This window comes from Desulfotomaculum sp. 1211_IL3151, from assembly GCF_036763075.1.
Taxonomy (GTDB): domain Bacteria; phylum Bacillota; class Desulfotomaculia; order Desulfotomaculales; family Desulfotomaculaceae; genus Desulfotomaculum.
This window is the reverse complement of sequence record NZ_JBAIYV010000011.1, coordinates 26,635-50,538: the sequence shown is the minus strand read 5'-3', so window position 1 is coordinate 50,538 and position 23,904 is coordinate 26,635. Positions and strand designations below refer to the sequence as shown.

The 23,904-nt window shown below is 47.1% G+C and carries 21 protein-coding genes and 1 riboswitch; of the genes, 6 read left to right on the top strand and 15 right to left on the bottom strand.

Annotated elements, in window-relative coordinates; all coding sequences use genetic code 11:
• Both V6C11_RS01860 and V6C11_RS01855 read right to left on the bottom strand, forming a co-directional pair.
• Complete coding sequence (locus V6C11_RS01860; RefSeq protein WP_333529380.1) at nucleotides 1–1,296, bottom strand: putative DNA modification/repair radical SAM protein; 1,296 nt, start codon at nucleotides 1,294–1,296, stop codon at nucleotides 1–3.
• A 250-nt stretch (nucleotides 1,297–1,546) separates the two neighbouring features.
• On the bottom strand, nucleotides 1,547–1,810 hold the full coding sequence (locus tag V6C11_RS01855; RefSeq protein ID WP_333529379.1) for a hypothetical protein: 264 nt from the start codon (nucleotides 1,808–1,810) through the stop codon (nucleotides 1,547–1,549).
• 160 nt (nucleotides 1,811–1,970) lie between these two features.
• Here V6C11_RS01855 and V6C11_RS01850 point away from each other — a divergent pair, with 160 nt between their 5' ends.
• The 5 genes from V6C11_RS01850 (at nucleotide 1,971) to V6C11_RS01830 (ending at nucleotide 8,233) form a co-directional block, all read left to right on the top strand.
• Nucleotides 1,971–2,597 (top strand): TetR/AcrR family transcriptional regulator, encoded by a 627-nt coding sequence (locus V6C11_RS01850; RefSeq protein ID WP_333529378.1) that lies wholly within the window; start codon nucleotides 1,971–1,973, stop codon nucleotides 2,595–2,597.
• Between the two features lie 12 nt (nucleotides 2,598–2,609).
• Nucleotides 2,610–3,344: an ABC transporter ATP-binding protein gene (locus tag V6C11_RS01845; protein WP_333529377.1), complete on the top strand. Its 735-nt coding sequence runs from the start codon at nucleotides 2,610–2,612 to the stop codon at nucleotides 3,342–3,344.
• 1 nt (nucleotide 3,345) lies between these two features.
• Complete coding sequence (locus V6C11_RS01840) at nucleotides 3,346–4,926, top strand: ABC transporter permease (protein WP_333529376.1); 1,581 nt, start codon at nucleotides 3,346–3,348, stop codon at nucleotides 4,924–4,926.
• 188 nt (nucleotides 4,927–5,114) lie between these two features.
• Nucleotides 5,115–5,720, top strand: a complete 606-nt coding sequence (locus tag V6C11_RS01835) for a TetR/AcrR family transcriptional regulator (RefSeq protein WP_333529375.1) — start codon at nucleotides 5,115–5,117, stop codon at nucleotides 5,718–5,720.
• A complete protein-coding gene (locus tag V6C11_RS01830) occupies nucleotides 5,717–8,233 on the top strand; it encodes a phosphoenolpyruvate synthase (RefSeq protein ID WP_333529374.1) in 2,517 nt (838 codons plus the stop codon). Before V6C11_RS01835 ends, V6C11_RS01830 begins: the two co-directional genes overlap by 4 nt.
• Nucleotides 8,234–8,751: 518 nt before the next feature.
• On the opposite strand, the gene asnS is transcribed toward V6C11_RS01830, so the two are convergent.
• Entirely contained in the window at nucleotides 8,752–10,041 is a 1,290-nt protein-coding gene (gene asnS, locus V6C11_RS01825) for an asparagine--tRNA ligase (RefSeq protein WP_333529402.1), read from the bottom strand.
• A 256-nt stretch (nucleotides 10,042–10,297) separates the two neighbouring features.
• Here asnS and ychF point away from each other — a divergent pair, with 256 nt between their 5' ends.
• A complete protein-coding gene (ychF, locus tag V6C11_RS01820; protein WP_333529373.1) occupies nucleotides 10,298–11,401 on the top strand; it encodes a redox-regulated ATPase YchF in 1,104 nt (367 codons plus the stop codon).
• Nucleotides 11,402–11,467: 66 nt separating this feature from the next.
• Here ychF and ribB read toward each other — a convergent pair whose 3' ends face one another.
• From ribB to recQ, 12 genes are all read right to left on the bottom strand, one after another.
• The gene (ribB, locus tag V6C11_RS01815) at nucleotides 11,468–12,139 is read right to left on the bottom strand and encodes a 3,4-dihydroxy-2-butanone-4-phosphate synthase (RefSeq protein ID WP_333529372.1); all 672 of its coding nucleotides are present in this window, start codon (nucleotides 12,137–12,139) and stop codon (nucleotides 11,468–11,470) included.
• Nucleotides 12,140–12,257: 118 nt separating this feature from the next.
• Nucleotides 12,258–12,404: riboswitch (FMN riboswitch) on the bottom strand.
• Nucleotides 12,405–12,548: 144 nt separating this feature from the next.
• On the bottom strand, nucleotides 12,549–13,322 hold the full coding sequence (locus V6C11_RS01810) for an acyl-CoA dehydratase activase (RefSeq protein WP_333529371.1): 774 nt from the start codon (nucleotides 13,320–13,322) through the stop codon (nucleotides 12,549–12,551).
• Nucleotides 13,323–13,326: 4 nt separating this feature from the next.
• Nucleotides 13,327–14,484 carry a double-cubane-cluster-containing anaerobic reductase gene (locus tag V6C11_RS01805; protein ID WP_333529370.1) on the bottom strand — a complete coding sequence of 386 codons (1,158 nt, stop codon included), beginning with the start codon at nucleotides 14,482–14,484 and terminating at the stop codon, nucleotides 13,327–13,329.
• A gap of 268 nt (nucleotides 14,485–14,752) precedes the next feature.
• On the bottom strand, nucleotides 14,753–15,862 hold the full coding sequence (locus tag V6C11_RS01800) for a DUF362 domain-containing protein (protein WP_333529369.1): 1,110 nt from the start codon (nucleotides 15,860–15,862) through the stop codon (nucleotides 14,753–14,755).
• 15 nt (nucleotides 15,863–15,877) lie between these two features.
• Complete coding sequence (locus V6C11_RS01795; protein ID WP_333529368.1) at nucleotides 15,878–16,012, bottom strand: hypothetical protein; 135 nt, start codon at nucleotides 16,010–16,012, stop codon at nucleotides 15,878–15,880.
• A gap of 56 nt (nucleotides 16,013–16,068) precedes the next feature.
• Complete coding sequence (locus V6C11_RS01790; RefSeq protein ID WP_333529367.1) at nucleotides 16,069–16,350, bottom strand: DUF503 domain-containing protein; 282 nt, start codon at nucleotides 16,348–16,350, stop codon at nucleotides 16,069–16,071.
• Between the two features lie 59 nt (nucleotides 16,351–16,409).
• Nucleotides 16,410–17,249 carry a zinc metalloprotease HtpX gene (locus V6C11_RS01785; RefSeq protein WP_333529366.1) on the bottom strand — a complete coding sequence of 280 codons (840 nt, stop codon included), beginning with the start codon at nucleotides 17,247–17,249 and terminating at the stop codon, nucleotides 16,410–16,412.
• A gap of 312 nt (nucleotides 17,250–17,561) precedes the next feature.
• Nucleotides 17,562–17,915, bottom strand: coding sequence for a CGGC domain-containing protein (locus V6C11_RS01780; RefSeq protein ID WP_333529365.1), 354 nt, complete (start codon nucleotides 17,913–17,915; stop codon nucleotides 17,562–17,564).
• A 92-nt stretch (nucleotides 17,916–18,007) separates the two neighbouring features.
• A complete protein-coding gene (locus tag V6C11_RS01775; protein ID WP_333529364.1) occupies nucleotides 18,008–18,844 on the bottom strand; it encodes a DegV family protein in 837 nt (278 codons plus the stop codon).
• 18 nt (nucleotides 18,845–18,862) lie between these two features.
• Nucleotides 18,863–20,476: a DAK2 domain-containing protein gene (locus V6C11_RS01770; protein ID WP_333529363.1), complete on the bottom strand. Its 1,614-nt coding sequence runs from the start codon at nucleotides 20,474–20,476 to the stop codon at nucleotides 18,863–18,865.
• 202 nt (nucleotides 20,477–20,678) lie between these two features.
• Nucleotides 20,679–21,692 (bottom strand): VCBS repeat-containing protein, encoded by a 1,014-nt coding sequence (locus V6C11_RS01765; protein ID WP_333529362.1) that lies wholly within the window; start codon nucleotides 21,690–21,692, stop codon nucleotides 20,679–20,681.
• A gap of 67 nt (nucleotides 21,693–21,759) precedes the next feature.
• Nucleotides 21,760–23,865 carry a DNA helicase RecQ gene (gene recQ, locus V6C11_RS01760; RefSeq protein WP_333529361.1) on the bottom strand — a complete coding sequence of 702 codons (2,106 nt, stop codon included), beginning with the start codon at nucleotides 23,863–23,865 and terminating at the stop codon, nucleotides 21,760–21,762.
• Nucleotides 23,866–23,904: the final 39 nt, after the last annotated feature.

Here is a 23,904-nt window from a genome sequence, read left to right as displayed (position 1 = left end):
TTAAATCTCCCCTGTAATACAAGCCTGGGCATCTTCCAACTGGTAACCCAAGCTTTGCTCGGTAAACAGGGCCAATTGGGTGTAGGTTTCTTTTTTGGAGTGGGGCAATAGGCGGCTTTTGATTGCCTCTGCCCTAAAAGGTACTTCACCATAATATTTGCCTTTACAGGTGATAAAATAGCGCGCTCGTTTTAAGACAATGCCCATCTTATGTAAATCTTCAAAGCCCAGAGAGTGAAATCTTCGGGCCGTTATTATTTTCCTTGCATTTTTCACCCCTATGCCTGGTACCCGGAGGATTAAAGGATAGTCCGCCTTGTTTATTTCCACCGGAAATATATGAAGATTTCGTAAGGCCCAATCGGATTTAGGATCAAGGTCAAGCTGAAAATTCGGTTGATCTTCGGAAAGAAGTTCTTGGGCCTTGAAACCATAAAAACGAAGCAACCAGTCGGCCTGGTATAACCGATTTTCACGCTTAAGTGGTGGGCTAGCGATTTGTGGTAGTACTGGTTTATTGGATACTGGTACGTAGGCTGAATAATACACTCTTTTAAGATCGAAATTTTTATATAAATTTTCCGATAGATTAATAATCTTAAGATCGGTGTCCGGTGTGGCACCGATAATTAATTGGGTGCTTTGCCCGGCTGGCACGAAGGAAGGAGCTTTTCTGGAGATTTTCCTTTCTTCTCTACTTTCAAAAATATGGGAACCGATAAGGCCCATTGGTTTAAGAATGGTTTCCTTTCTTTTTTGCGGTGCCAGTAGTTTTAACCCTTCATTGGAAGGCAGTTCGATATTTACACTCATTCGATCAACCAGGGTGCCAGCCTCGGCTATTAATCGCCAATCCGCCCCAGGAATAGCCTTTAGGTGGATATAGCCATTAAAACGTTCCTCTAACCTTAGTTTTCGTACCGTTTGCAATAACAGTTCCATGGTATGATTCGGGTTGTTACAGATGGCGGAACTAAGGAATAAGCCTTCGATGTAATTCCTCCGGTAAAAATTGATGGTCAAATCAACCACTTCCTCCGGGGTAAAGGCAGCCCTGGGCAGGTCGTTACTAACCCTATTTACACAGTAGGCACAATCAAAGATACAGTAGTTGGTAAGAAGTATTTTTAAAAGGGAAATACATCTGCCATCGTCAGACCAACTATGACAAATGCCACTCTGGTCTGCGTTGCCCAGGCCGCCAGCAATATTTTTGCGCTTGCTGCCGCTGGACGAACAGGATACATCATATTTTGCCGCATCGGATAAAATCCTTAGTTTTTCCAATAATTCCAATCTTACCACCCCGTTAAGGCATAGCCGCCTGTCATCCTTCGCTAGCTCAGGATGACAGAAGATTTTCTTTTATTACCAGCTCCGATATTAACATGTAAGCTCTTTCGTATTATTTTATCATAGAACAAGTGTTCCCGAAAGTCGTTTTACAAAATTCATGCCATTAATCCATCAAATACCCCTAAGCATAATATGCACAAAAAGCCCAGGCTCATTACACCCAAAAGCTGACGGTTAATCCTCAGCCAAACTACCGGCCTGTTTGTTTTTTATAAATCTCCAAAAAATTATACATTTTTTCCCTTGCCAAAGCACCCGTTAAACTAGGTGTCTCAAAAAAGCGCTCCGGGAATTCAAGCTTGTCCAACTGATAGCCTAGAAGTTGCCTGGTCTGGTTTTTGATCTCGTATATATCCTGACCTAACGTAGCCAGTTCCTCCGCGGTGGTGCTAATGCCTATGGCAGCCAGGGCTTCAATAACCGTATCTTGCTGGTAAATAACGAAAAGGGTCAACCTGCGATGGCTCGGTTACAAAAATCATGTCCGTATCCTGTAGCGTTTGTCTCTTCAATGGGCATGTGCCTTCGTAATTTCATTATTGACCACTTTGGTCGGTTGTGCTATGCTGCAATTACCGACCAAAGTGGTCAATGTACATAAGGAGGTGGTAATGATGTACGAAAACTTCATCGGTCTAAAAGAAGAAAAGCGGGATATTATCATCAATTCGGCCCTGATGGAATTTGCCAAAAAGGGCTATGATCTGGCTTCCACCAACGAAATGGTAAAGGCGGCGGGTATCTCCAAGGGGGCGCTGTTCCACTACTTCGCCAGCAAGAAGGCTTTGTTCCTCTTCCTCTGCGAGTATGTGTTTGGGGTGGTGAGCCGGGAATTCTATGAGCAGATCGGCCACTGCGGTGGCGATTTGCTTGCCCGGTACCGCCGGGCCGCCATGCTCAAGGGGGCTGTCTACCAGCGATACCCCCCGATGTTTGAGTTCATCAAGCGCCTGACCGTGGAAAAGTCCTCCGAAATCGCCGCCGAGCTGAAGGAGCAGTTGGAAAAGATGACGGACTACGGCTATCAGTGTCTGCTGGGCAATTTGGATACCTCTTTGTTCCGACAGGATGTGCCCGCCGACAAAATCCGGGACCTAACCATCTGGGCATTGGAAAACTACGGAAACCGTTCCCTTAAATTGACTGGAGATCAAAGGGCGGAGGACATCGACATGGAGGCCCTGAGCTTCGACTTTGACCAGTATCTGGATGTATTGCGCAAGTGCTTTTACAAACAGTGAGGAGGAAAGACATTGCCTGCTATTGAAATTCACGGCTTAACTAAGCATTTTGGAAAAACCGTCGCCTTGAATGGAGTCAACTTGAAGGTGCCCGAGGGCAGCATTTACGGCTTTATCGGCCCCAACGGCGCGGGCAAGTCCACCACCATCCGTGTTTTGCTGGGCCTGCTGAAAAAGAACGCGGGGGAGGTCAAGCTGCTGGGCGGCGACCCCTGGCGGGACAATGTGGAACTGCACCGGCGTCTGGCCTATGTCCCCAGCGATGTACAGCTCTGGGACAACATGACCGGCGGCGAGATCATCGACTTTCTCGGTCGGCTGCGGGGCAGCTATTCCAAGGAGCGCCGGGCAGCGTTTATTGAGCGGTTCGACTTGGATCCCACCAAGAAATGCAAGACCTACTCCAAGGGCAACCGCCAGAAGGTGGCGCTGATTTCGGCCTTTGTATCCGATGTGGAGCTGCTTATCCTTGACGAGCCCTCAACCGGCCTCGATCCGCTGATGGAGGGCGTATTCCAGCAATGCCTCAAGGAGGCGCGGGATGCGGGTAAGACGGTGCTCCTCTCCAGCCACATCCTCTCGGAGGTGGAGGCGGTCTGCGATCAAATCGGCGTTATCCGTGCGGGGAAAATCATCGAAGAGGGCAGTATGGAGGAACTGAAAACGCTCATCCATCAACAGACCCCTCCCACACTGGAAGCCCTGTTCCTGAACTACTACAAAAGGGACGCCGAAAGGGGGGCTTAACGTGAAGCAATATTTTCACGGCACCCTTTCCCTCATGGGGCTGTATCTACGGCAGAATCGCATTTTCACCTTCGTCTGGCTGCTGTTGCCAGGGTTGTGGGTGACCATCAATACGGTGTCGTCGCTGGTACTGTTCCCCACGCAGGAGGCTCTCGCCGAGATGGGCGTTAGCCTCATCGATCCGCTGACCGAGGCCATGCACGGCCCGCTGCTGGATGTTTCAGTGGCTGGATTTGTTACCTGGCGCACCAAGGTGTTTTTGGTGCTGCTGGGTGGAATTTTCAGCATCGTCTATATGATTCGCCATACCCGGCTGGCAGAGGAACAGGGCAAGCGGGAACTGCTGGGCTCTAACGTCACCGGCAGTCTGGCGCCACTGGCGGCGGCGCTCGTAAATATGGTCATAATCAATGCCCTGTCAGCTATATTGGCGGTATTGGCAATGGCTGCGCTGGGTCTGGGGTTTGTTGGCTCACTTGCCCATTGCCTGGGCTTTTTCGCCGCCTCCTGCGTGGTGGGGATTCTCGCGGGATTGGTCGCACAGTTCTTTGTGAGCGCCAGGGCGGCGCGCGGGATGTCCTTTGGCTTGTTTGGGCTGTTGTTTTGCCTGCACATTCTGTGGAATGTGAGCGGCAGGCATAATCCACTCGCTTATCTTAACCCGATGGACTGGCCGCTCTTGATTAACCCCTTTGCTGAAGAGCGGTTCCATTTGCTGCTGATTCCGCTGGCGCTGGGCGCGACACTTGCGGCGCTGTCCCTGCATCTGATGGCGTGGCGGGATGTAAGCGGAGGACTTGTTCCCCAGCGAAGGGGCCGGGCTTTTGCCAAGCCGGGCCTGCGGAGTCTTTCCGCCCTTGCCTGGCGCAGGCAAAAGGGACTGTTTCTCTCCTGGCTTTGCTTCTATGCCGTTCTTTCCTTTATGTTGGGGTGGGCCAGCTATCTGATGGTGAGCGCAGTCAGCTCAGCGGAAGCGCTCTCTGAGCTGATTGCGCGGCTGGGCGGGATGGATCGGGCGTTTTTGACGCTGTTTTTGTACGTCTTTGGACTGCTTATCTCCGTCTATGTGATGATGTCGGCCGGCATTCTCCGCGAGGAGGAGGCGGCCAAAGGCGAAATCGTATTGTCCATGCCGGTGCGGCGGGAGAGACTGGTACTCAGCCACATGGTCTACATCTTCGGTGGCTCGGCGGCCATTATGCTGATGTCCGGCTTCTGTGTGGGCCTGGGCGCGGTCATCGGCACGGGGGACGACGGGGCGCTTACCCGGCTCTTCTTTAAAATGGCGGGGATGATTCCGGCACTCTGGGCGATTGGCGGTATTGCCCTGTTGCTTTTCGGCGCACTGCCAAGGTGGATGACCGGGATCAGCTACGGCCTGCTCACCCTGTTCGTCCTAATGGAGATTTTCTGGGAGCAGCAGCAGATTCCGGAAGTACTCTACGCCCTTTCGCCTTTCTCCTGGATCACACCGTTGAAGGCAGTCCAGCCGGCGGCCGCTCCGGCGGTGCTGTGTGTTGCCGCAGTGCTGCTGGCCGGTGCGGGGATTGCCCTGTTCCAACACAGAGACGCGGCTGTATAACAGCCGAAAATATAACAAAACAAAAGCAGAACGGACGAAAAGACCCGTTCTGCTTTTGTTTTGTTATGAATTGTCACTTCATCCTGCGTTGGGAATACTCTTCTGAGTGCCTATTCTTAAAACTCGAAATTGACTAAATCAGTCAATGTCGCTATAATAAAAATTGACCAAAACAGTCAATTGGAGGGATGATGATGCAGGGGCCTCATATTCCTGAGGATAAAAAGCAGCGGATTGTTCGTGCGGCCATGGAGCAGTTCGCCAAAAACGGCTACAAAAAAGCGACCATGGATGAAATCGTCACGGCAGCGGATATCTCCAAGGGCCTCATTTTTCACTATTTTGGCAACAAGAAAAAGCTGTACCTCTATCTCTATGAATTTGCCTACGGGCTTGTGTATAACCGCATTGTGAAGTCCTTCGATCGGGAGGACCTGTTTGAGCGCATCCGCGAATCGGAGCAGATCAAGCTGGCTGTGGTGAGCGAGTACCCTTATGTGTTGGACTTTCTCCTTTCCGTCCGCCGGGAAACGGACAAACAGCTGCGGGAGTCAATCGCCCAAGTCAAGGTAGGCCGCTTTCCACCGTGGAAGGAAACCTTTCTGCCGGGACTTGACGCGACTAAGCTGCGGGAGGGCATTGAGCTGGAGAAAGTGATCAAAATTATTTCATGGACCACCGATGGGCTTCTGGCTGAACACAAGGACAATTTCGTGCTGGAGGATGTCTTTGCGGAAATGGATAAATACCTTCATCTGATGCGTCAGGCGTTTTACAAGGAGGAGTATCAATGAGTATGCTTTTGAATCTGACCGACAGCGCTGCCGGAGAACTCTCTCTGACCGGCGGCAAGGGGGCAAACCTCCACCGACTGGCCGCCATGGACGGTATCCATGTGCCCGGCGGATTTGTCGTCACCACCGAGGCATTCCGGGCGCTTTGCGCCGGCGTGGTTGCGTCCCGGGGCGAAGCGCTGCAGGCGGCCTCCATCCCGGCGGAAGTGGCCAGGGCGAGCAACGAAATCCGGCAGGCAATCCGGGATATTCCCATTCCGGAGGAATTTTTGCGGGAGCTTAAAGCGGCGCTCGCGCCCTATCCCTCGGACACCCTCTTTGCCGTGCGCTCCTCCGCCACGGCAGAGGACCTGCCCGATGCGTCCTTTGCAGGGCAGCAGGACAGCTACCTGAACGTGCGGGCCGTCGACGTCCCCCGCGCAGTGATGGATTGTTTCGCCTCCCTGTACAACGATAGGGCAGTGGCTTACCGTGTCAAAAACGGCTACCGCCATGAGGATGTGGCCATCGCCGTGGTGGTGCAGGAGATGATTCCTGCTCAGGTTTCCGGTGTGCTGTTTACCGCCGACCCCATGACCTCCGACCGGCTTACCTGTGTCATTGAGGCGGTGGAGGGATTGGGCGAGGAGCTGGTGTCCGGGCGCAAAACGCCCTTTACCTGGCGTCTGCGGGGAGAGAAGATCAAAACGGACAGCAAGACCGCACCGCCCCTTACGGATAGTGGGTTGTGGAAGCTCGCCGCCATCGGCAAGCGGATCAAGGCTGCCTTCGGCACGCCTCAGGATATCGAGTGGTGCTGGGTAGACGGACGGTTTTCCATTGTGCAGTCCCGGACCATCACCACGCTGTATCCCCTTCCCAAAAGTCATGACGGCCTCAAACGGGTCTTTGTATCAGCGGGGCATATGCAGATGATGACCGATGTGATGTTGCCTCTGGGCATGTCCTTTATGAAGCTGATCGCCCTGTTTCGCATGGTGGAGGTGGGTGGGCGGCTGTATATTGACGTCACCCACGACATGAAGACGGCTTACGGCAAAAAGATGATTCGTACCAAGCTGTCCGCCACCGACCCTCTGACCCATGTGGCCATAGAAGATGTTCTGTCGCGCAAAGATTATATCCGCAGCATCCCCAAGGGCCCCGGCAGCTTCTCCTCCTTTAGCGGCTGGCTGCCCATCCTGCGGGAGGGGATTCGGCTCTACCGGCGCAACGACCCCGCCGACATCGACTGCTATATCGACCGCATGAGCAGCCTCGTTGCCCAGCTGGAGGAGCGGCTGGAACCTCTTTCGGGCATGGCGGCCATTGAGGCCATTTTGGAGGATGAAAAGCAGCTTTCCCAAATTATTTACGACGCCTCCGGCTTTGGCATGGTGCTGGCAACCCAGTTGATCATTCAAAAAATTGACGCCATGGGTAAAACTCTTACAGGGGAGGAGAACCTCAGCAATCGCCTTTCCAAATCGGTGGCGCACAACCCCACCTCCGAGATGGGGCTTGCCCTGAGCGAAGTGGCAGATCTGGCCCGGGCGTATCCGGCGGTGGTGCGGTATCTCGAATCCGCAGGGGAAGCCTTCCAAATGGAGGATTTGCGCCAAGTGAAGGGCGGCAGTGCCGTGGCGGACACTTTTGAAAAGTTCCTACGGAAATACGGGATGCGGGCCACCGGTGAAATTGACATCTCCAAGACCCGCTTCCGGGAAAATCCCGCCGAGCTGGTGGGTACAATGCTCACCAACATCCGCACCCTGCCAAAGTGGCATGGCAAATCGTCCTTTGAACAGGGCCGCAGGGAGATGGAAGCGCTGATAGAAGAACTGGCGGTACTGGCACAGCAAAAGCTGGGCGCCCGCAAAGCGAAAAAGCTGCGCCGTTACATCTCCTTTTTCCGCAATTATGTGGGCACGCGGGAGTATCCCAAATACTTCTGGATCTGCCGTTACGACGTATACAAGAGGGCGCTCATGCGGGAGGCAAAGCGCCTTACGGAGCAAGGTATCCTGCAGCATGCCAGCGATATTTTCTACCTGTATCTTGAAGAGCTGCGGGAGGTGGTCCGATCTGGCTGTGTGAATTATGCCACCATTGACCGCCGCAAAAAAGACTATGCCCACTTTACCACTCTCACCCCGCCCCGGGTTATCTTTTCGGACGGCGAGGTGCCGGAGATGGCCTATCAAAAGAATATCCCGACCGGGGCGCTGCCCGGTTTGGGGGTTTCCTCCGGCATGGTCGAGGGCCGGGCCCGCGTAATCCTATCCATTGAGGACGCGGTTATGGAAAAAGGCGATATTCTGGTGACCTCCTTCACCGATCCCAGTTGGACGCCGGTGTTTGTCTCCATTGCGGGGCTGGTCACCGAGGTGGGTGGCATGATGACCCACGGCGCGGTCATCACACGGGAGTACGGCCTACCCGCCGTGGTTGGCGTTGTCGGCGCAACCAAGCGCATCCGGGACGGGGAGCGCATTCGGATAAACGGTGACGAGGGCTATGTGGAAATCCTCTGACGTGGAAGAAAAAGGGGCGGCGGGTGTGAAAGAGAAACAAAATCCCTTGGGCAAAAATCTGCTGCTCCTTTTATGGGGCCGGATGGTTTCCGATACTGGCTCCCGCGTCCAACTGATTGTCGTCCCTCTTTATATTTAGACAAGAGAGGTTCCAACTTCATTTTATCAATAGCACGATTTATTACCCGAACCATATGATTAGGTGGTATTATACTTTCTAAATCCATTGGTAACATCAATTTGTTCTGGTTATATTCTTTAAATACAACTTTGTTGTGAACCCTTTGACCCTTCCTCGACAAGTTCAATCGCCTACTTTTATTTTCTACACATATTTTACCATTTATTTTTTAATACAAATTAAGAAACCGCCTAAAACTTTTTGTTTTAGACGGTTTACTTGACTATGTTTTCACACAGCCCCTTTTTGAATCCGTATTCGATGTACCTTATGGGGGGCACAATTTATCCTTGTGACTTCCCGCCTTTATATCCCAGGCGATTTCTTTTGAAAAATATTATGGATAGACACGGTAAAGCATACGAGGATAGGGAATGGTTTCCCGAACATGATCCAACTTACAAATCCAAGAAACGGTACGTTCTAGGCCTAATCCAAAGCCAGAGTGGGATACACTGCCATAGCGGCGTAAATCCAGATACCACTCAAAGGCTTCCTTAGGTAATTTATGTTCTGCCAATCTTTCCTCTAAAAGCTTTAGGTCATCGATACGCTGTCCCCCACCAATCATCTCCCCATAGCCCTCTGGGGCAATTAGATCTGCCCCCAGCACAACCCTTGGGTCCTCAGGGTCTGGCTTCATGTAGAAAGCCTTGATTTCAGTGGGGTAACGGTGAATGAATACAGGTGAGTCAAAGCATTCTGAAATGATTGTTTCGTGGGGAGCACCAAAGTCCTCACCCCACTCAAAGGCTTCACCCTTGCTTCTTAAGAGTTCCACTGCCTCCGTATAGCTAAGGCGTGGGAAAGGTAATTTGATGGCTGCCAGTTTACTAATATCCCGTCCTAATAGTTCTAAATCCTGACGGCAGCGTTCCAGTACCCGCTGAACAATGAAGTAAACCATTTCTTCCTGTAGCTTCATATTATCTTCAAAATCAAAGAAAGCCGCCTCGGCTTCAATCATCCAAAATTCCATTAGGTGTCTACGGGTTTTCGACTTTTCCGCCCGGAAGGTAGGCCCAAAACAGTACATACGTCCCACTGCCATGGCAGATGCTTCATTGTACAATTGACCACTCTGTGATAAGAAAGCCTTTTCTCCGTGGTAGTCCAACTCAAAAAGTGTCGTCGTTCCCTCACAGGCTGCCGGGGTAATAATGGGGCTATCCACCAGGGTAAAGTCATTTTGGTGAAAGAAATCCCTCGCTGCTTGCTCTATTTCAGACCGGACACGCAGAATGGCATTTTGCCTCGGTGTACGAATCCAGAGGTGACGGCGATCCATTAGGAAGTCAACCCCATGCTCCTTATGGGAGATAGGATATTCCTGGGCCAGGTTAATAATCTCCAAGCCAGTGACTGTAAGCTCATAGCCCCCCATTGAACGGGGTTCTTCCCGCACAATACCCTTTAATCTTATGGCTGATTCTTGGGTAAGTTCTTTAGCCAGATCAAAAATTTCCGGGGCTTCCTTCTTTACTAAAACTCCCTGAACCATCCCAGTACCATCCCGTAATATCAAAAACTGAATCTTTCCTGAAGACCTTTTATTGTACAACCATCCCTGAACCGTTACCTCTTCACCCACATGTTTTCCTAAATGTTTAATTAATGTCCCTTGCATAGAAAACATTTCACCTCAAATTCTTAACAAACTTGGCTTATTCCAAAACGAGCACTTCATTTCATACTATATCATTCTACAGGACCCCAAATCTATACAAATCATACAAGTTAATTAAGAACGCAGGGTTTTAGTAGAATTATACTTTTCAAACAATGGCCGATAATAACTAAATATTTTTTTAACTTGCCATGCAAATTTTTTCTTACTATACTTTTAAAGGTATGCCTAAAATATTTTTACAAGGAGTAATTGAATGTCTTTAAAATGTGGAATTGTCGGGTTGCCTAATGTGGGGAAATCCACCTTATTTAATGCCATTACCCAAGCGGGGGCGGAATCTGCAAATTACCCCTTTTGTACCATTGAGCCCAATGTAGGGGTCGTATCTGTTCCTGATATGCGTCTGGACAAACTAACTGAATTGGTGGTGCCTAAAAAGACCGTTCCAACCACCTTTGAATTTGTTGATATAGCCGGTTTAGTGAAAGGTGCCAGCCGTGGTGAGGGCTTGGGCAATAAGTTTTTAGCACACATCCGGGAAGTGGATGCCATTGCTCATGTGGTGCGTTGCTTCATTAATAATGATATTACTCACGTTTCCGGTAAAATTGATCCAATCAATGATATTGAAGTAATTAACCTGGAATTAGTATTGGCTGACTTGGATAGTATGGAGCGTCGACAGGAAAGGCTAGCCAGTAAACTCAAATCCCAGGATAAACAGGCGAAAACGGAGTATCAGTTAATCCAAAGGTTAAAGGAAGAAGCTCTGGCCCAGGGTAAGCCAGCACGAAGCATGGCGTTTTCGGAAGAAGAGATGAGTTTGATTAAGTCCTTTCATTTGTTAACGATAAAGCCAATTATCTATGTCACCAATGTAGACGAGAATGACATCCAGGATTTTGAAAATAATCCCCTGGTTCAACAAGTGCAGGAATATGCCAGACTGGAAAATGCTACCGTAGTCCCTGTCTCTGCCCAATTGGAATCTGAAATTGCTGAATTGCAGGGAGACGAAAAGAAGCTCTTTTTGGAAGAATTGGGCCTGGAAGAGTCCGGGTTGGATAAACTCATTCGGGCGGCCTATCATCTGCTGGGACTACAAACTTACTTCACTGCAGGTGTCCAAGAGGTTCGTGCCTGGACTGTGCCCGCTGGAACGAAAGCTCCCCAGGCTGCCGGTGTTATTCACACCGACTTTGAACGGGGTTTTATTCGGGCTGAGGTTGTTTCCTATGCTGATTTGGTAAGGGCTGGTTCCATGGCCCAAGCCAGAGAAAACGGCAGGCTGCGATTGGAAGGAAAAGACTATCTTGTGCTCGATGGGGACGTCATGCATTTTCGATTTAATGTTTAAATATAGGAAAGATAATTGAGTAGGAGGGGGTGTTTCCCCCCTCCTCTCCTACCACCGTACGTACCGTTAGGTATACTGCGGTTCATGTTGCGGTACGATTTCCTTTTCCATTCGATAAGCAATTATATCGCTAATTGTAACTACAATCATATTATTCTTCTCGGCAAATGCCACGATTTCAGGCAACCGTGCCATTGTACCATCGGAATTTGTTAATTCACACAATACACCATAAGGTTTTAAGCCAGCCAGTCGCATTAAGTCTACATTAGCTTCTGTATGTCCCTGTCGTTCCAACACACCGCCCCGTTTAGCCCGCAAAGGAAAAATATATCCGGGACGCCGCAGCAAATTGGGTCTTGCAGGGTCAGCAATCGCTGCTTTGACAGTAGTTACACGGTCAGCAGCGGAAACACCCGTCGTAACTCCGCTTGCCGCTTCAATAGAAACCGTAAAAGGCGTTTCAAAACTGCTCGTGTTCACTTCCACCATCATCGGTAAATCTAAAGCCTGGACTCTTTCTTCCGGTAAACACAAGCACACAATCCCACTGCCCTCACGGATTAACAGGGCCATTTGCTCATTGGTCAGAGACTCAGCGGCAAAAAAAATATCCCCTTCGTTTTCCCTGTCTTCATCATCGGTAACTAAAATTCCCTGACCACTACGGAGTGCGTCAAGAGCAGCTTCCATTCTTTCGGTCGCATTTCCAAATCGAGTTAGCAAATTTTGATTCACAGTATATTCCTCCTAAATAATTAGTCGGACTTACTTGAATCAGGGCACACCAGACAGACAGCATGCACTCATGCAAAATAAATTAAAATAATTATTAAGAGCAGATTTTTACTGACTGCCGTATCCTCTTCCATCCGGACTATACCGTCGGCACTGGCCTTTCACCAGTTCTGCTGACCTCTTTAAAGTTAAAGAGCGCTCGCGGGCTCCTCAGTATAACTGAGATACCGCCGGTGGGGAATTTCACCCCGCCCTGAGAATAAGTCGTTATTTGTAAGTATACTTTCTCGTCCACCTTTGTCAACTCTTTATTGCCTTACGCGTTGAGACTTTCACCCTACAGGTAAGGCCCATGCCGAGCATATATAAAAATACCGTAGCTTTTGGCCACGACATTTTTGAGGTTAATTTAATGCTTTTTCGTTAGTTCCCTGGCAGAAAGGGCTGCTCCCAGCGCACCGGCCAACTGGCTGATTTCTGGTACAATTACCGGACAACCGGCTTCCTGGGACAAACGGTTACGAACATCGTGGTTTTGGGCCACGCCGCCGGTGAAAATAACACATTGGTTGGCTCCGAAACGGCTGGCCATGCCCCAAACCCGCCTTGCTACGGACCGATGAATACCAGCAATGATATCCCGCTTATCGGCACCCTTGGCCAGTAAACTAATAACTTCCGATTCTGCAAAGACAGTACACATGCTATTAATATCCAAGGGGGATCTACCCTCTGCCAACTCCCCCAGTTCACTGACATCAACCCCCAGGGCAGCAGCAATTACCTGTAAAAAACGTCCGGTTCCCGCGGCACACTTATCATTCATGGCAAAGTCAATAACCTTACCTTGATCATTCATCAGAATGGCTTTGCTGTCCTGACCGCCAATATCAATTAACAAGCCACCCCGCCCAACCAGGTAATTGGCACCCCTGGCATGACAGTGAATTTCCGTAACTGCTTTGTCGATCATGCCCAGGGAAATCCGACCGTAGCCAGTACCAACGATAGCTTCCACATCACTGGTCTTACATCCTACAGAATTTAATAGTTCTTGATAAGTGTTTAAACCGGCATCCCGGGGACTCCAACCGGTTGGACGAACCATGTATTTTATCTCATCATCAATTAAGAGCACAACCTTTGTGGAAACTGAACCCACATCAATGCCAGCTGTAATCATACCTTTATTCTCCTTGAACTAACTCAAGAAAAGCTTGCACACGAACCCTCAATTGCTCTACATCCGATTCAGAGTAGTCCGTTTCCAAATGCATACAGGGTAAGTTCAGTTGGTTTTGAACATAATCCCGGATGACAAAGGCTTCAATGTTGTAAGTATGGCAGGCCTGCCAGGTTAAATCCACGATGGCATCTACCTGATACTCCTTAGCCATTTTATGAATTAATTCCAGTCTGCCATCATTGGGTGTCATACAGGAGCAAGGAATGTTTAGGTATTTTTCTGCCAGTGCCACCATGACATCTTTGGTTTCACTCTCATCCACCAATCTATCCAAAGCCTTATAGCCGGAGCAATTTTCAAAGGCAACCACAGCTGCCCCACTTTCCTCCAGTAACCGAACAACCTTTTCCGATCCGAAACCAACTGGGCAACCAGTTAGTAAAATTCTCGGGGTTTCCTTGGTGAAGGGGCTAAGGCCTTGGGCCGTTAATTCTTCAATTTCTGCTGTGAGCTGCTCCACCAAAGCAATCCCATCTTCTTTATTAATATTAAATCCCTTGGTCCAAACGGAAACCAATAAATCCACACCAGTTATCGGGGAGGGTTTAGCCTTCGTGGTGGCATGCAGGCGTCTCATGGCATCCCTTTCCTTATTCATGAGCTTAACTGCCTTACGGATATCTTCCTCTGTGATCTCTACTTCAAACCTTTCAGCCAGCCAGTCTTTTAGAACAACCATTTCCTGGGCCCAGGCTGCCAGAGCGGCTTCCCCTTGGGAGGTTTGGGGCAAATTCATCACATGCATGGGTTTAATCTTGCTCATTAACTCATACATTTTTTTCTTACCGTCACAGGTTGTTTCGGCTACCAGCACATCAGAAGCCTCGAAATAAGGGCATTTGCCGTTGACCGCAAAACCATAGCTGGATTTAATCAATGGACAGAGGTTTCTTGGTAAGTCCCTTTCCGCTGCGGGAATAGGGTCCTGACGTGTCCCACAGAGGGTCACCGGATGGGCCCCGGCGGCCAGAATTAACTCCTGGGGTGTGTAGGTACAATAACAGCCAACAACTTTTTCCCCGTCTCTTTTGGCATTTTGAACCGTAAGCACATTTAGATTACGGAGTTCATCAAATATTTTCATGCTCTCTGGTCTCATGTTTTTTCCTCCATCAGTAGATTTATCTATTACTTTAATTAATATTAGACTACCTTATCATCATTTCCTTTTATGTTAATTATGAACAAAAGTTATATTTGGTGGTTTTTCTATAACCTATGGTTACATGTAATTTTGTGGTAAATTCAAAACAATACTGTTCTCATGCGGTGCGGAACGACACAGGGGTCGTTCCTTGCAATCTAAATAAAAAAGTGTCGCTTGCCTACTAATCGTAGTTTTGCGACACCCTTTTTATTTTTATCTATTAGATTTTTATCAGCTCGTATTTTCTGGTGCCCAGACCAATGCTTTCTGCATACTCCAGTCCCCTAGTCCAATCCGCATGGGGCCAAAGGGCGCGGAATTTATCTGAGCCGTGGGGTTGACCTTCCAGCCTGGAACCGGGCAAGCCATGTTCTTGGTTAATCAAATCCACACAGGCCTGATCCAGTGCCACTGGGTCTAAGGATGCCAAAATACCAATATCCCGCACAACGGGAGCATCATTCCAACCACAGCAGTCGCATTCTGGCGTAATGTTATTGACAAAGGTAATAAAACCACACTTGCCTGGATAGTGTTTGAGAACACCCATGGTGTATTCGGCAATTTTTTCTTGAATGATATCCGGTTTCGTTTTCCAATTAACAGCAATGGCACCAAAGGGACAGCTTACGGTACATTCCCCGCAGCCAATACAATGCTCCTCCAAAATAAAGGACTTTCTATCTTCATCCCTTAAAGCAATTGCCTCGCCCGGACACCAGGCATGACATTTACTGCAGCCTGTACATTTTTCTAAGTTGATTCTAGGACGAACATCCGAATGCATCATCTGCTTACCACTACGTGAACCCAGCCCCATACCAATGTTCTTTAGCACACCACCGTAACCAGTCAATTCATGACCTTTCAGGTGACTGATGGCAATAAAGGCATCTGCATGGAGTGCTCCTGAACCTATTTTAACCTCTTGAAAATGTTTAAGGTTAACCTCTACATTGGTATATTCCTTGCCGGTTAAACCATCGGCAATAACCAATGGCGCATTGACAACCGAGTAGCCCCAGCCATTTTCAATGGCTGTTTGCAAATGATCAACGGCATTGGACCTGCTGCCAACATATAGGGTATTGGCATCTGTTAAAAAGGGTTTTCCTTTTTGCTCTTTTACCTTGTCCACTAGCCGCCTGATAAATTGTGGTCTGATGTAGGCCGTGTTGCCCCTTTCTCCAAAATGCACCTTAATGGCTACCAGATCCTTTGGGGCAACAATATCCTTAATGCCGGATCTTTCATAAAGCCGCTGTAACTTATCAATCATATTTTGCTTTACATTGGCTCTGGTATCAGCAAAATAAACCTTGGCTGTCACTTAAAAAATACCCCCTTATTTAAAAGTTATATCGTTTAACTTAAACCAACCAAAATTATCAAGGGTATCCGCTAAAAGGTTAAACAGGATGTTTTGTTCTTCAAAGGTTAAGTCTTCGATTTGTTTTAATAATTCTTCTACCCGTGTCATTACCTGTCCTCCTGCTATCTTTTCCATACCAAGATATTTTTACCATTAAGGTAATTTTAAAGGATTTCGATGGAATAATCCATTAAATCTGCTTCTCCATTAAACTTTATCGTTTTGATTACCGTATCCAACATCTGGTTTACGTGGCTGGTTTCATTACTAACTGCCGCCACGCCCAGGGTCGCCCTCTGCCAGAGGTTTTGATTGTCTACTTCTGCAATTGACACATTATATTTGCTGCGAATTCTATCAATCATACTCTTCAAGACTCGCCTTTTTTCCTTTAAGGTGGTGGCACCACTAATATGTAGTTCAACAGTCATTATACCAACAATCAATTGTAGCCCTCCTTTGGGTTGTAATAAGGCACCCTGATAACAGAGTGCCCCATTTTTGTTTAAAATCTTATTTGACGGAGCCTTTGCACACGTTCCTCGGTGGTGGGGTGGGTACTAAAAACTCTGGCAAAGGATCGTGCTGACAATGGATTGGTAATAAACATATGGGAAGCAGCCGGGTTCACTTGCATGGGAATTTGGTGGGCTGCCCTTTCCAATTTTAGCAGGGCATTGGCTAGGCCATCGGATTTACCGGCTATTCTGGCTCCCAATTCATCGGCACCATACTCTCGGGAGCGAGAAATGGCCAGTTGAACAATGGTGGCTGCAATGGGTGCCAGGATGGCCAATACCAAAGCACCAAGGCCGCCGCCTTCCTCATTATCCCCCCTCATGCCGCCAAAAATAGCACCCCACTGAATGATATTGGCAATCCAGGTAATGGCCCCGGCAAAGGCCGCCGCTATGGAACTTACAAGAATATCTCTATTTGCAATATGGGCTAATTCATGGGCCAGCACGCCTTCCAATTCCCCCCGGTCACAAAGGTGCAGCAGGCCCTCGGTTACTGCCACAGCGGCATGTTCGGGATTACGACCTGTGGCAAAGGCATTGGGTTGCTGGGAAGGGGTAATATAAACCTTGGGCATGGGAAGCTGGGCCCGTCGAGCCAGATTTCTAATCATTTCATACAATTCAGGAGCTTCCTGTTCCGATACTGGTTGTGAACGGGTCATCTTGATGGCCATTTTATCACTGTAAAAGTAGCTAATAAAATTTATCCCTAGTGAAATCAGAAGAAAAAGGGTAGCACCTTGGGTTCCTCCCACTGCTTGGCCAATGGTTATTAATATAACACTGAGTATCCCCATTAATAGAATAGCTTTTATATTATTCATTTCCCGGGTCCCTCCTTCATTATTTTTATTAAGGTAATCTTGATTTCTCTGTATTATATTATTATTGCCCATCACCCCCTCTTTATGGCTAAAAATATAAAATAAAAGACCCTTAACACAAAGCTCTGATACAGAACCTTGTGTTAAAGGTCTTGCCATTGGAAAACCAACAACGAAGCCAGGCACTTAAATGCGCCGTACTGTTGACCCCGTTTCTCTGGGCTACTCCCCTCTAACTATTTATAATATAAGGCAAAGGCAATCGGTTTGTCAATAGGTGCAGTTTTGCACCTATTGACCCTTTACTCTATCTTAGTAATTATGGGTACCGATAATGACTTCTTTAAACTTTGTTTCTAATTTTTTCTTCAAGCCCTCTAAATCAATGGGGCAAGCAGCAGTCTGAACGGCCTTAACCATACAAGTTCCGATATGAACTGCATCGATATCGCTTTCCAGGTAATCGGCTTGTTCCAATAAAAGCTGTGCCCGTGGCATTACTAGGCCTGGGCAATCTCCACAGCCGGTCATGGCTACAATTTTGACTTCATCTTCATGACGGGCAAATTCTCCCTCTTTTAAATCAGAGGCTTTAAAACATTTCAAACAAGCAACACAGCTAACATCTCTAATCTTTTTACAAGTAAAGATAGCAACCCTTTTCATAAGATCCCTCCTAAAGATATTCTTAAGAGGTATTCTTCGTTTAAGAAAAAAAACCTTCTATAAGATTAATTCGCTAGGATTTTTTTTGTTGCTTATAAAGTATAATAAATTATTCCAGTAACTCCCGGCCCAGTATGACAACCGATCACAGGCCCCACGTCGCCCTGCCATATTTCACGACAATTTAAACGTTCCTTGGATTTTTGCAATAAAACCCCTCTGGCCTCTGGGTCACCTCCGGCTAAAACTGCACAAACCATTTCAGCCCCGGCAGTATCTTTTTCAATAATTTGCATAATTCTTTCTAACCCCTTGGCTTTGCCACGAACCTTTTCATAGGGATACACCAGGCCATCCCTTACACAAAGGAGAGGCTTAATATTTAGCAGGGAACCCAAAAAGGCCTGGGCCTTACCAATTCGCCCTCCCCTTTCCAGGTGATCAAGTGATTCCACAAGAAACAAAATTCTCATCTTAATCGTCAGTTGATGAATAATTTTTTTTACTTCTTCATAGGTCTTTCCTTCATTTACAGCCCGGGAAGCTGCAATGGCCATGAGACCGACACCCCATGTGGCTGACTGAGTATCAATTACCTCCACCCGGCCGGTAACCATACTACTGGCAATACAAGCGGATTGATAGGTTCCACTTAACTTAGCGGACAAGGTGAGACAAAGTACCCTTTCCCCAGCCGCAGTTTTCTCTCGAAAAACCTGTGCAAAGTCACCGGGGGAAGGCTGAGATGTGGTAGCAAAATCCCCTTGCAGCAACCGATTATAAAATTGATCAGGTGAAATATCAATCCCATCACGATACACATCCTGGCCAATTATCACCTTCAGAGGAACTCTGCTTATATTAAACCTCTGATATAAATCTCCCTGTAAATCTGCAGTAGAATCTGTGACGATATTTATCGTTGGCATGACATCACCCGCCTAATTTTACTCCACTGATAAGATGAAATAATAAAGTGGCTGTCCGCCATAATGGAGTTCAAATTCAATATCCGGAAAAATATTTTGTAATTCCGTCCGTATTTCCTCTGCCCGGTCTCCGATTTCCGCTCCATAATAAAGGGTCACCAGCGAATGATCCTCAGCCAGCATATGATTAAGCATATCTTTTAAAACGAAAATAAGTTCTGTTCCTACGGCAACAATCGTTCCTTCCGCTAGTCCAATCAGGTCACCCTGTTGGATTTTCAGACCATTATGGGTGGTCTCCCGAACAGCCTTGGTAACCTCACCGGTTTTTATAGACTGAGCAGCCTCACTCATTCTCTGAAAGTTATCTTCTAAATCTCCCATTGGATTTTGAACGAGCAGTGCACTTAAACCCTGGGGAATTGTACGGGTTGGTATGACCTTGATCGCTTTATTGCTAACCATGCCGGCAGCTTGTTCAGCGGCTAAAATAATATTTTTGTTATTGGGAAGAACCAGAATACCCTTGGCATTCACTCCCTGTATGGCTCGGACGATCTCCTCTGTGCTAGGATTCATGGTTTGACCACCAACTATTACGGCATCCGCACCAAGGCTATTCATAATATCGATAATACCTTCCCCGGTACCCACCGTAACAATGCCAAACTCTTTTTCTTCAACGGAATCTTTTTTTAACTGTTTACTCTGATCCTTCATATTGTGAATCGCTACCTCATGGATGGAACCATAGTTTAAACAGCTTTCCAACACCAGTCCGGGGTGATTGGAATGAATATGTACCTTGGCCACTTGTTCTGAGCCAACAACCATCAGGCAGTCACCATAGGGGGCCAATTCATGACGAAGTGTGTCCAGGGGAATATCTGAACCTTTGACAAGAAATTCCGTACAATAAGTAAAGTGAATTTCCGTATCGAATTCCCGGCCAACACCCTTCGTATATTTGTTCTCCTGCCGGGCAGTAAAATCCATTAACAGAGTAATGTCCTCAGCCCGTTTTAAGATACTTAGAATTCCTTCCAAGATAATGACATAACCTTTACCGCCAGCATCCACAACTCCTGCTTCTTTTAAAACCGGTAATAGTTCGGGTGTTTCGCTAAGTGACATTCTTGCTTCTCGTAAGGTTATAATCATAACCCTCAGTAAATCATAGTTTCTTAGCACCGCATTTCTAGCCGCCTCTGCGCTGCGTCTCATTACTGTCAGCATCGTACCTTCTACGGGATTCATAACCGCCTGATAGGCTAAATTAGCCCCTTCTTCCAGGGCCTCAACAACCTCCAGGGCATTCGCCTTTTCCTTGCCGGCCAAGGCCTTTGCCAATCCCCGCACAAGTTGTGATAAAATAACTCCCGAATTACCCCTTGCCCCCATCAAACAAGCTTGGGCCGCTGCCTCTGCAACTTCACCAATATGGGTTGACTCTATATTTTGAACCTCTTTAGCCGCAGCTAGAAGGGTTAGATACATGTTATTTCCGGTATCCCCATCTGGTACAGGAAATACATTTAGGGAATCTATTTCTGATTTATGTCGGGCAAGCAAGTTTGTGCTGCCCAGAATCATCATTTTTAAACCTTGTCCGTCAAAAGAATATAGACTCACGATGGCCTCCTAAAAAATGTGTATTAAAAAACTACAATTTTATTAAATTCTCCTTTAAGTGAAATACTCCTGCCGTGCATCTACAAAAACAACCCTCTCCTATACTACCTGTCCAATAACGGCCATGAACCTTGGTCCCTGGGCCATGGGCTTTAAACCGCTAGCGATAGCATGGCCCAAAGTCCATGGCACATGGCCAAAACTAAAACGGATATTTTACTTCCCACACCTGGAGTATCCCATTATTCGTTCCTACGATAAATCGATCTTGACTTATAATGGCTAGGTCATTGATAGGCCCTGCCGCTTTAACTACCCAATCCGGTTCATTGGTTAGGCCGGGGCTGAAAAAGCCAAAAACAAACCCCGCCGGGGAACCGGCTATTAATAAAGATCTTTCTTCCGCTACCGATTGAGCCGTTAGCGCTGAAACAACCGTTCCTAAATTATTTGTCACCATGCCCAACTGCAATTGGTTGTTGGCTGTATAAATTCTTACCAACCCATCATTGCCCGCGGTGGCCAATTCCTCCCCCGGATTGGGCAGCAAATTAGCGGCAGCTAATCCCAAAATCCCATAGGGTAGATTTACCAGTCCAGGTCCTTCATCAAAGCCGGTTTCCGTTAAAAAGTACGTAACAATGGCCGAAGCATTATTCTCCCCATAGGCTATGGCCAATAACTTTGGCTTGTTGGGCTCTGGCGAAAAGGCTGTAATATACCTGGGGGAACCGGGTAATTGTCTTATGGAAAGCAATTGTGGTCTTAGGGCTGTGATATTTTCCCCGGTCAGCAGGTACACATAGAGTGTGTCATTGCCACTGGCAATGGCAGCCAGTTCCTCTCTGCCATCCCCGTCTAAATCTGTCACCGTTATACCGATTATGTTGGCACCAGGTTCCGGTTCGGTTTGCCACAATTGACTGAGAACCCCGCCAATATTGGCCAATGCAATGATTCGATCTTCCGTTCCTGCAAATATGATGTTCTGACCAAAGGAGCTAAAGCCTACTTTTAAACTTAATATCGGCTGCCCCAGATTGAAAACGGCTGCTGGTTTATAAGTATCATTGGCTGGACGATAGACATAAATAGTAGAACCACTGGCCGCCACAAGATCCTTTGCCTCGCTGGAAAAAATATTTCCACTCTCAACTTGCAGCGGTCCCGCCAATGTTACTTGATAAAGGATTTTTGATAGGGTTATGGTTAACACCCCCCTTTGTTGTATCAATACTAAAATATGCTTTTAGTACCAAACAAATGTCGAAAGGGTATTCGATTTATGCCTTAAATATTTTATATTTACAGATGACAGCTTTAATGGCCATATAATCAATTTCGGCAGGAAGTTCTTCTTTAATGGGCTTTAATTTTTCCGCACCCAATTCTTTAATTTTCTCTAAAATTATTTTTTCAAATTTTTGAGGAATCAATTGATCCCAAAGGATCTCGTACCCTTCCACGCCACAGCGAAAGATATGATCCTGTACGGTTACCGGCTTTAAGTTTCTCTGCTTGGCAATTTCTTCGATGGAAAGACCTTCTTGAAGCATATGATAAGAAACAACATGACTGGGCTGCTCCTTTTTATCATGCCCTTTATCATTTGGAACACTTGCTCCCACGAAATCTCTAATTATTTTTAGAAAGTCCTGGCCGTATTGCTCCAATTTTGCTTGCCCAACTCCCTTTATAGTAAGCATTTCCCTTTCATCTGTGGGGCAATGCTTACACATTTCCCTTAGGGTGCCATCGGAAAATACAATATAGGGTGGTACATTATTTCGCTGGGATATTTCCTTGCGCATCTTTCTTAGTTGTTCAAAAAGGGAGTTATCTGTTTCATTTACCAATTCTTTTTTTCTAACCCTTTGGAAAAACTTCTCGTGACCCTTTAGCACCGGAATGGCCTTGGCTTGCAGTTTAGCAACCGGGTATTGTCCTTCGGTCAAATAAATATAGCCTTCGGCAATTAACACATGCATAAGGTCACTGATTTCCTTGGTGGTGTACTCCTTCATTAAGCCATAGGTGGATAGGCGATTAAATCCATTTTGGACTACCTTTTTACTTTGTGAGCCCTTGAGGACGTTCGCTACCAGGGAAATACCATATTGTTCCTGCATACGCAAAATGCAGGACATGATTTTCTGACTCTCTACGGTTCTGTCCACGAGTTCCCTGTCATCCTTGCAATTGCTGCAGTTATTACATGTTTCCGGAGCATTTTCTTCATCAAAATATTTTAAAATCGTTTCTCGCAAGCAGTGAGTGGTATGGCAATAATCAACCATCCCCTGTAATTTTTTGTATTCGTTTGCCTTTCTTTCCGGTGCTACTTGATTTTGTTCGATTAAGAATTTTTGTATTTGTACATCCTGTGAGCTATAAAGCAAAATACATTGACCCGGTTCCCCATCTCGGCCGGCACGACCCGCCTCCTGATAATAGGCCTCCATATTTTTAGGCATATTATAATGAATCACGTAACGAACATTTGATTTGTCAATGCCCATGCCAAAGGCATTGGTGGCCACCATAATTTGCAGATCATCATAAAGGAATTTTTCCTGGCTGCGGATTCTTTCCTGGTCCGTTAAGCCAGCATGATATTTCCCCACCGCATAACCTTCTCGCTGCAACCAGTGCTGAAGATTATCCACTTCCTTTCTGGTGGCCGCATAAATAATGCCGGCTTGTCCCCTATGGCTGGCAATGTAATCGGCAATAAAATCCTTTTTATTTTCCCCCCTGATAACTGAAAAAAATAAATTCTCACGGTTAAACCCGGTCACATAGATGCTTGGTTTTTTTAACGATAGTAATCGTACAATATCCTGGGTTACCTCTTCTGTGGCCGTTGCCGTAAATGCCGTAATCACTGGTCTTTTGGTTAGTTCCTTAATTAATGTGCTAATTGCCAGATAGCTGGGTCGAAAGTCATGCCCCCATTGGGACACACAGTGTGCCTCGTCCACTGCCAGCATACTGATGGGTATGGATTTGATGCTATTGATAAATCTTTTAGATTCCAGTCTTTCCGGGGCCACATAAAGAAGCTTATACTTGCCGCCACTGGCATCAAAGATCCTTTTTTCCACTTCATTGCCTGCCAGGGAACTATTAATATAGGTGGCTGCAATACCTAAACTATTTAGTGCATCCACCTGATCTTTCATAAGAGATATTAAGGGCGAAATAACTAAGGTGGTGCCTTGAAACATTAATGCCGGTATCTGATAACAAACCGATTTACCGCCACCCGTAGGCATAATACCCAGGGTATCCTTACCTTGTAAAATGCTGTTTAATATTTTATCCTGGCCACTTTTAAAGGATGAGTAACCAAAATATTGTTTTAATATTTCTCCAGCATTTTTTAACACTGCAACACCTCCCATTAGCCATCAGCCGGGCTACTACCA

Bases quoted from the DNA above. Each gene is read 5' to 3' on its own strand.
- V6C11_RS01850 (WP_333529378.1), top strand. From the start codon at position 1,971: ATGTACGAAAACTTCATCGGTCTAAAAGAAGAAAAGCGGGATATTATC.
- V6C11_RS01835 (WP_333529375.1), top strand. From the start codon at position 5,115: ATGATGATGCAGGGGCCTCATATTCCTGAGGATAAAAAGCAGCGGATT.
- V6C11_RS01830 (WP_333529374.1), top strand. From the start codon at position 5,717: ATGAGTATGCTTTTGAATCTGACCGACAGCGCTGCCGGAGAACTCTCT.
- asnS (WP_333529402.1), bottom strand. From the start codon at position 10,041: ATGCAAGGGACATTAATTAAACATTTAGGAAAACATGTGGGTGAAGAG.
- ychF (WP_333529373.1), top strand. From the start codon at position 10,298: ATGTCTTTAAAATGTGGAATTGTCGGGTTGCCTAATGTGGGGAAATCC.
- V6C11_RS01810 (WP_333529371.1), bottom strand. From the start codon at position 13,322: ATGATTACAGCTGGCATTGATGTGGGTTCAGTTTCCACAAAGGTTGTG.
- V6C11_RS01805 (WP_333529370.1), bottom strand. From the start codon at position 14,484: ATGAGACCAGAGAGCATGAAAATATTTGATGAACTCCGTAATCTAAAT.
- V6C11_RS01795 (WP_333529368.1), bottom strand. From the start codon at position 16,012: ATGACACGGGTAGAAGAATTATTAAAACAAATCGAAGACTTAACCTTT.
- V6C11_RS01785 (WP_333529366.1), bottom strand. From the start codon at position 17,249: ATGAATAATATAAAAGCTATTCTATTAATGGGGATACTCAGTGTTATA.
- V6C11_RS01780 (WP_333529365.1), bottom strand. From the start codon at position 17,915: ATGAAAAGGGTTGCTATCTTTACTTGTAAAAAGATTAGAGATGTTAGC.
- V6C11_RS01775 (WP_333529364.1), bottom strand. From the start codon at position 18,844: ATGCCAACGATAAATATCGTCACAGATTCTACTGCAGATTTACAGGGA.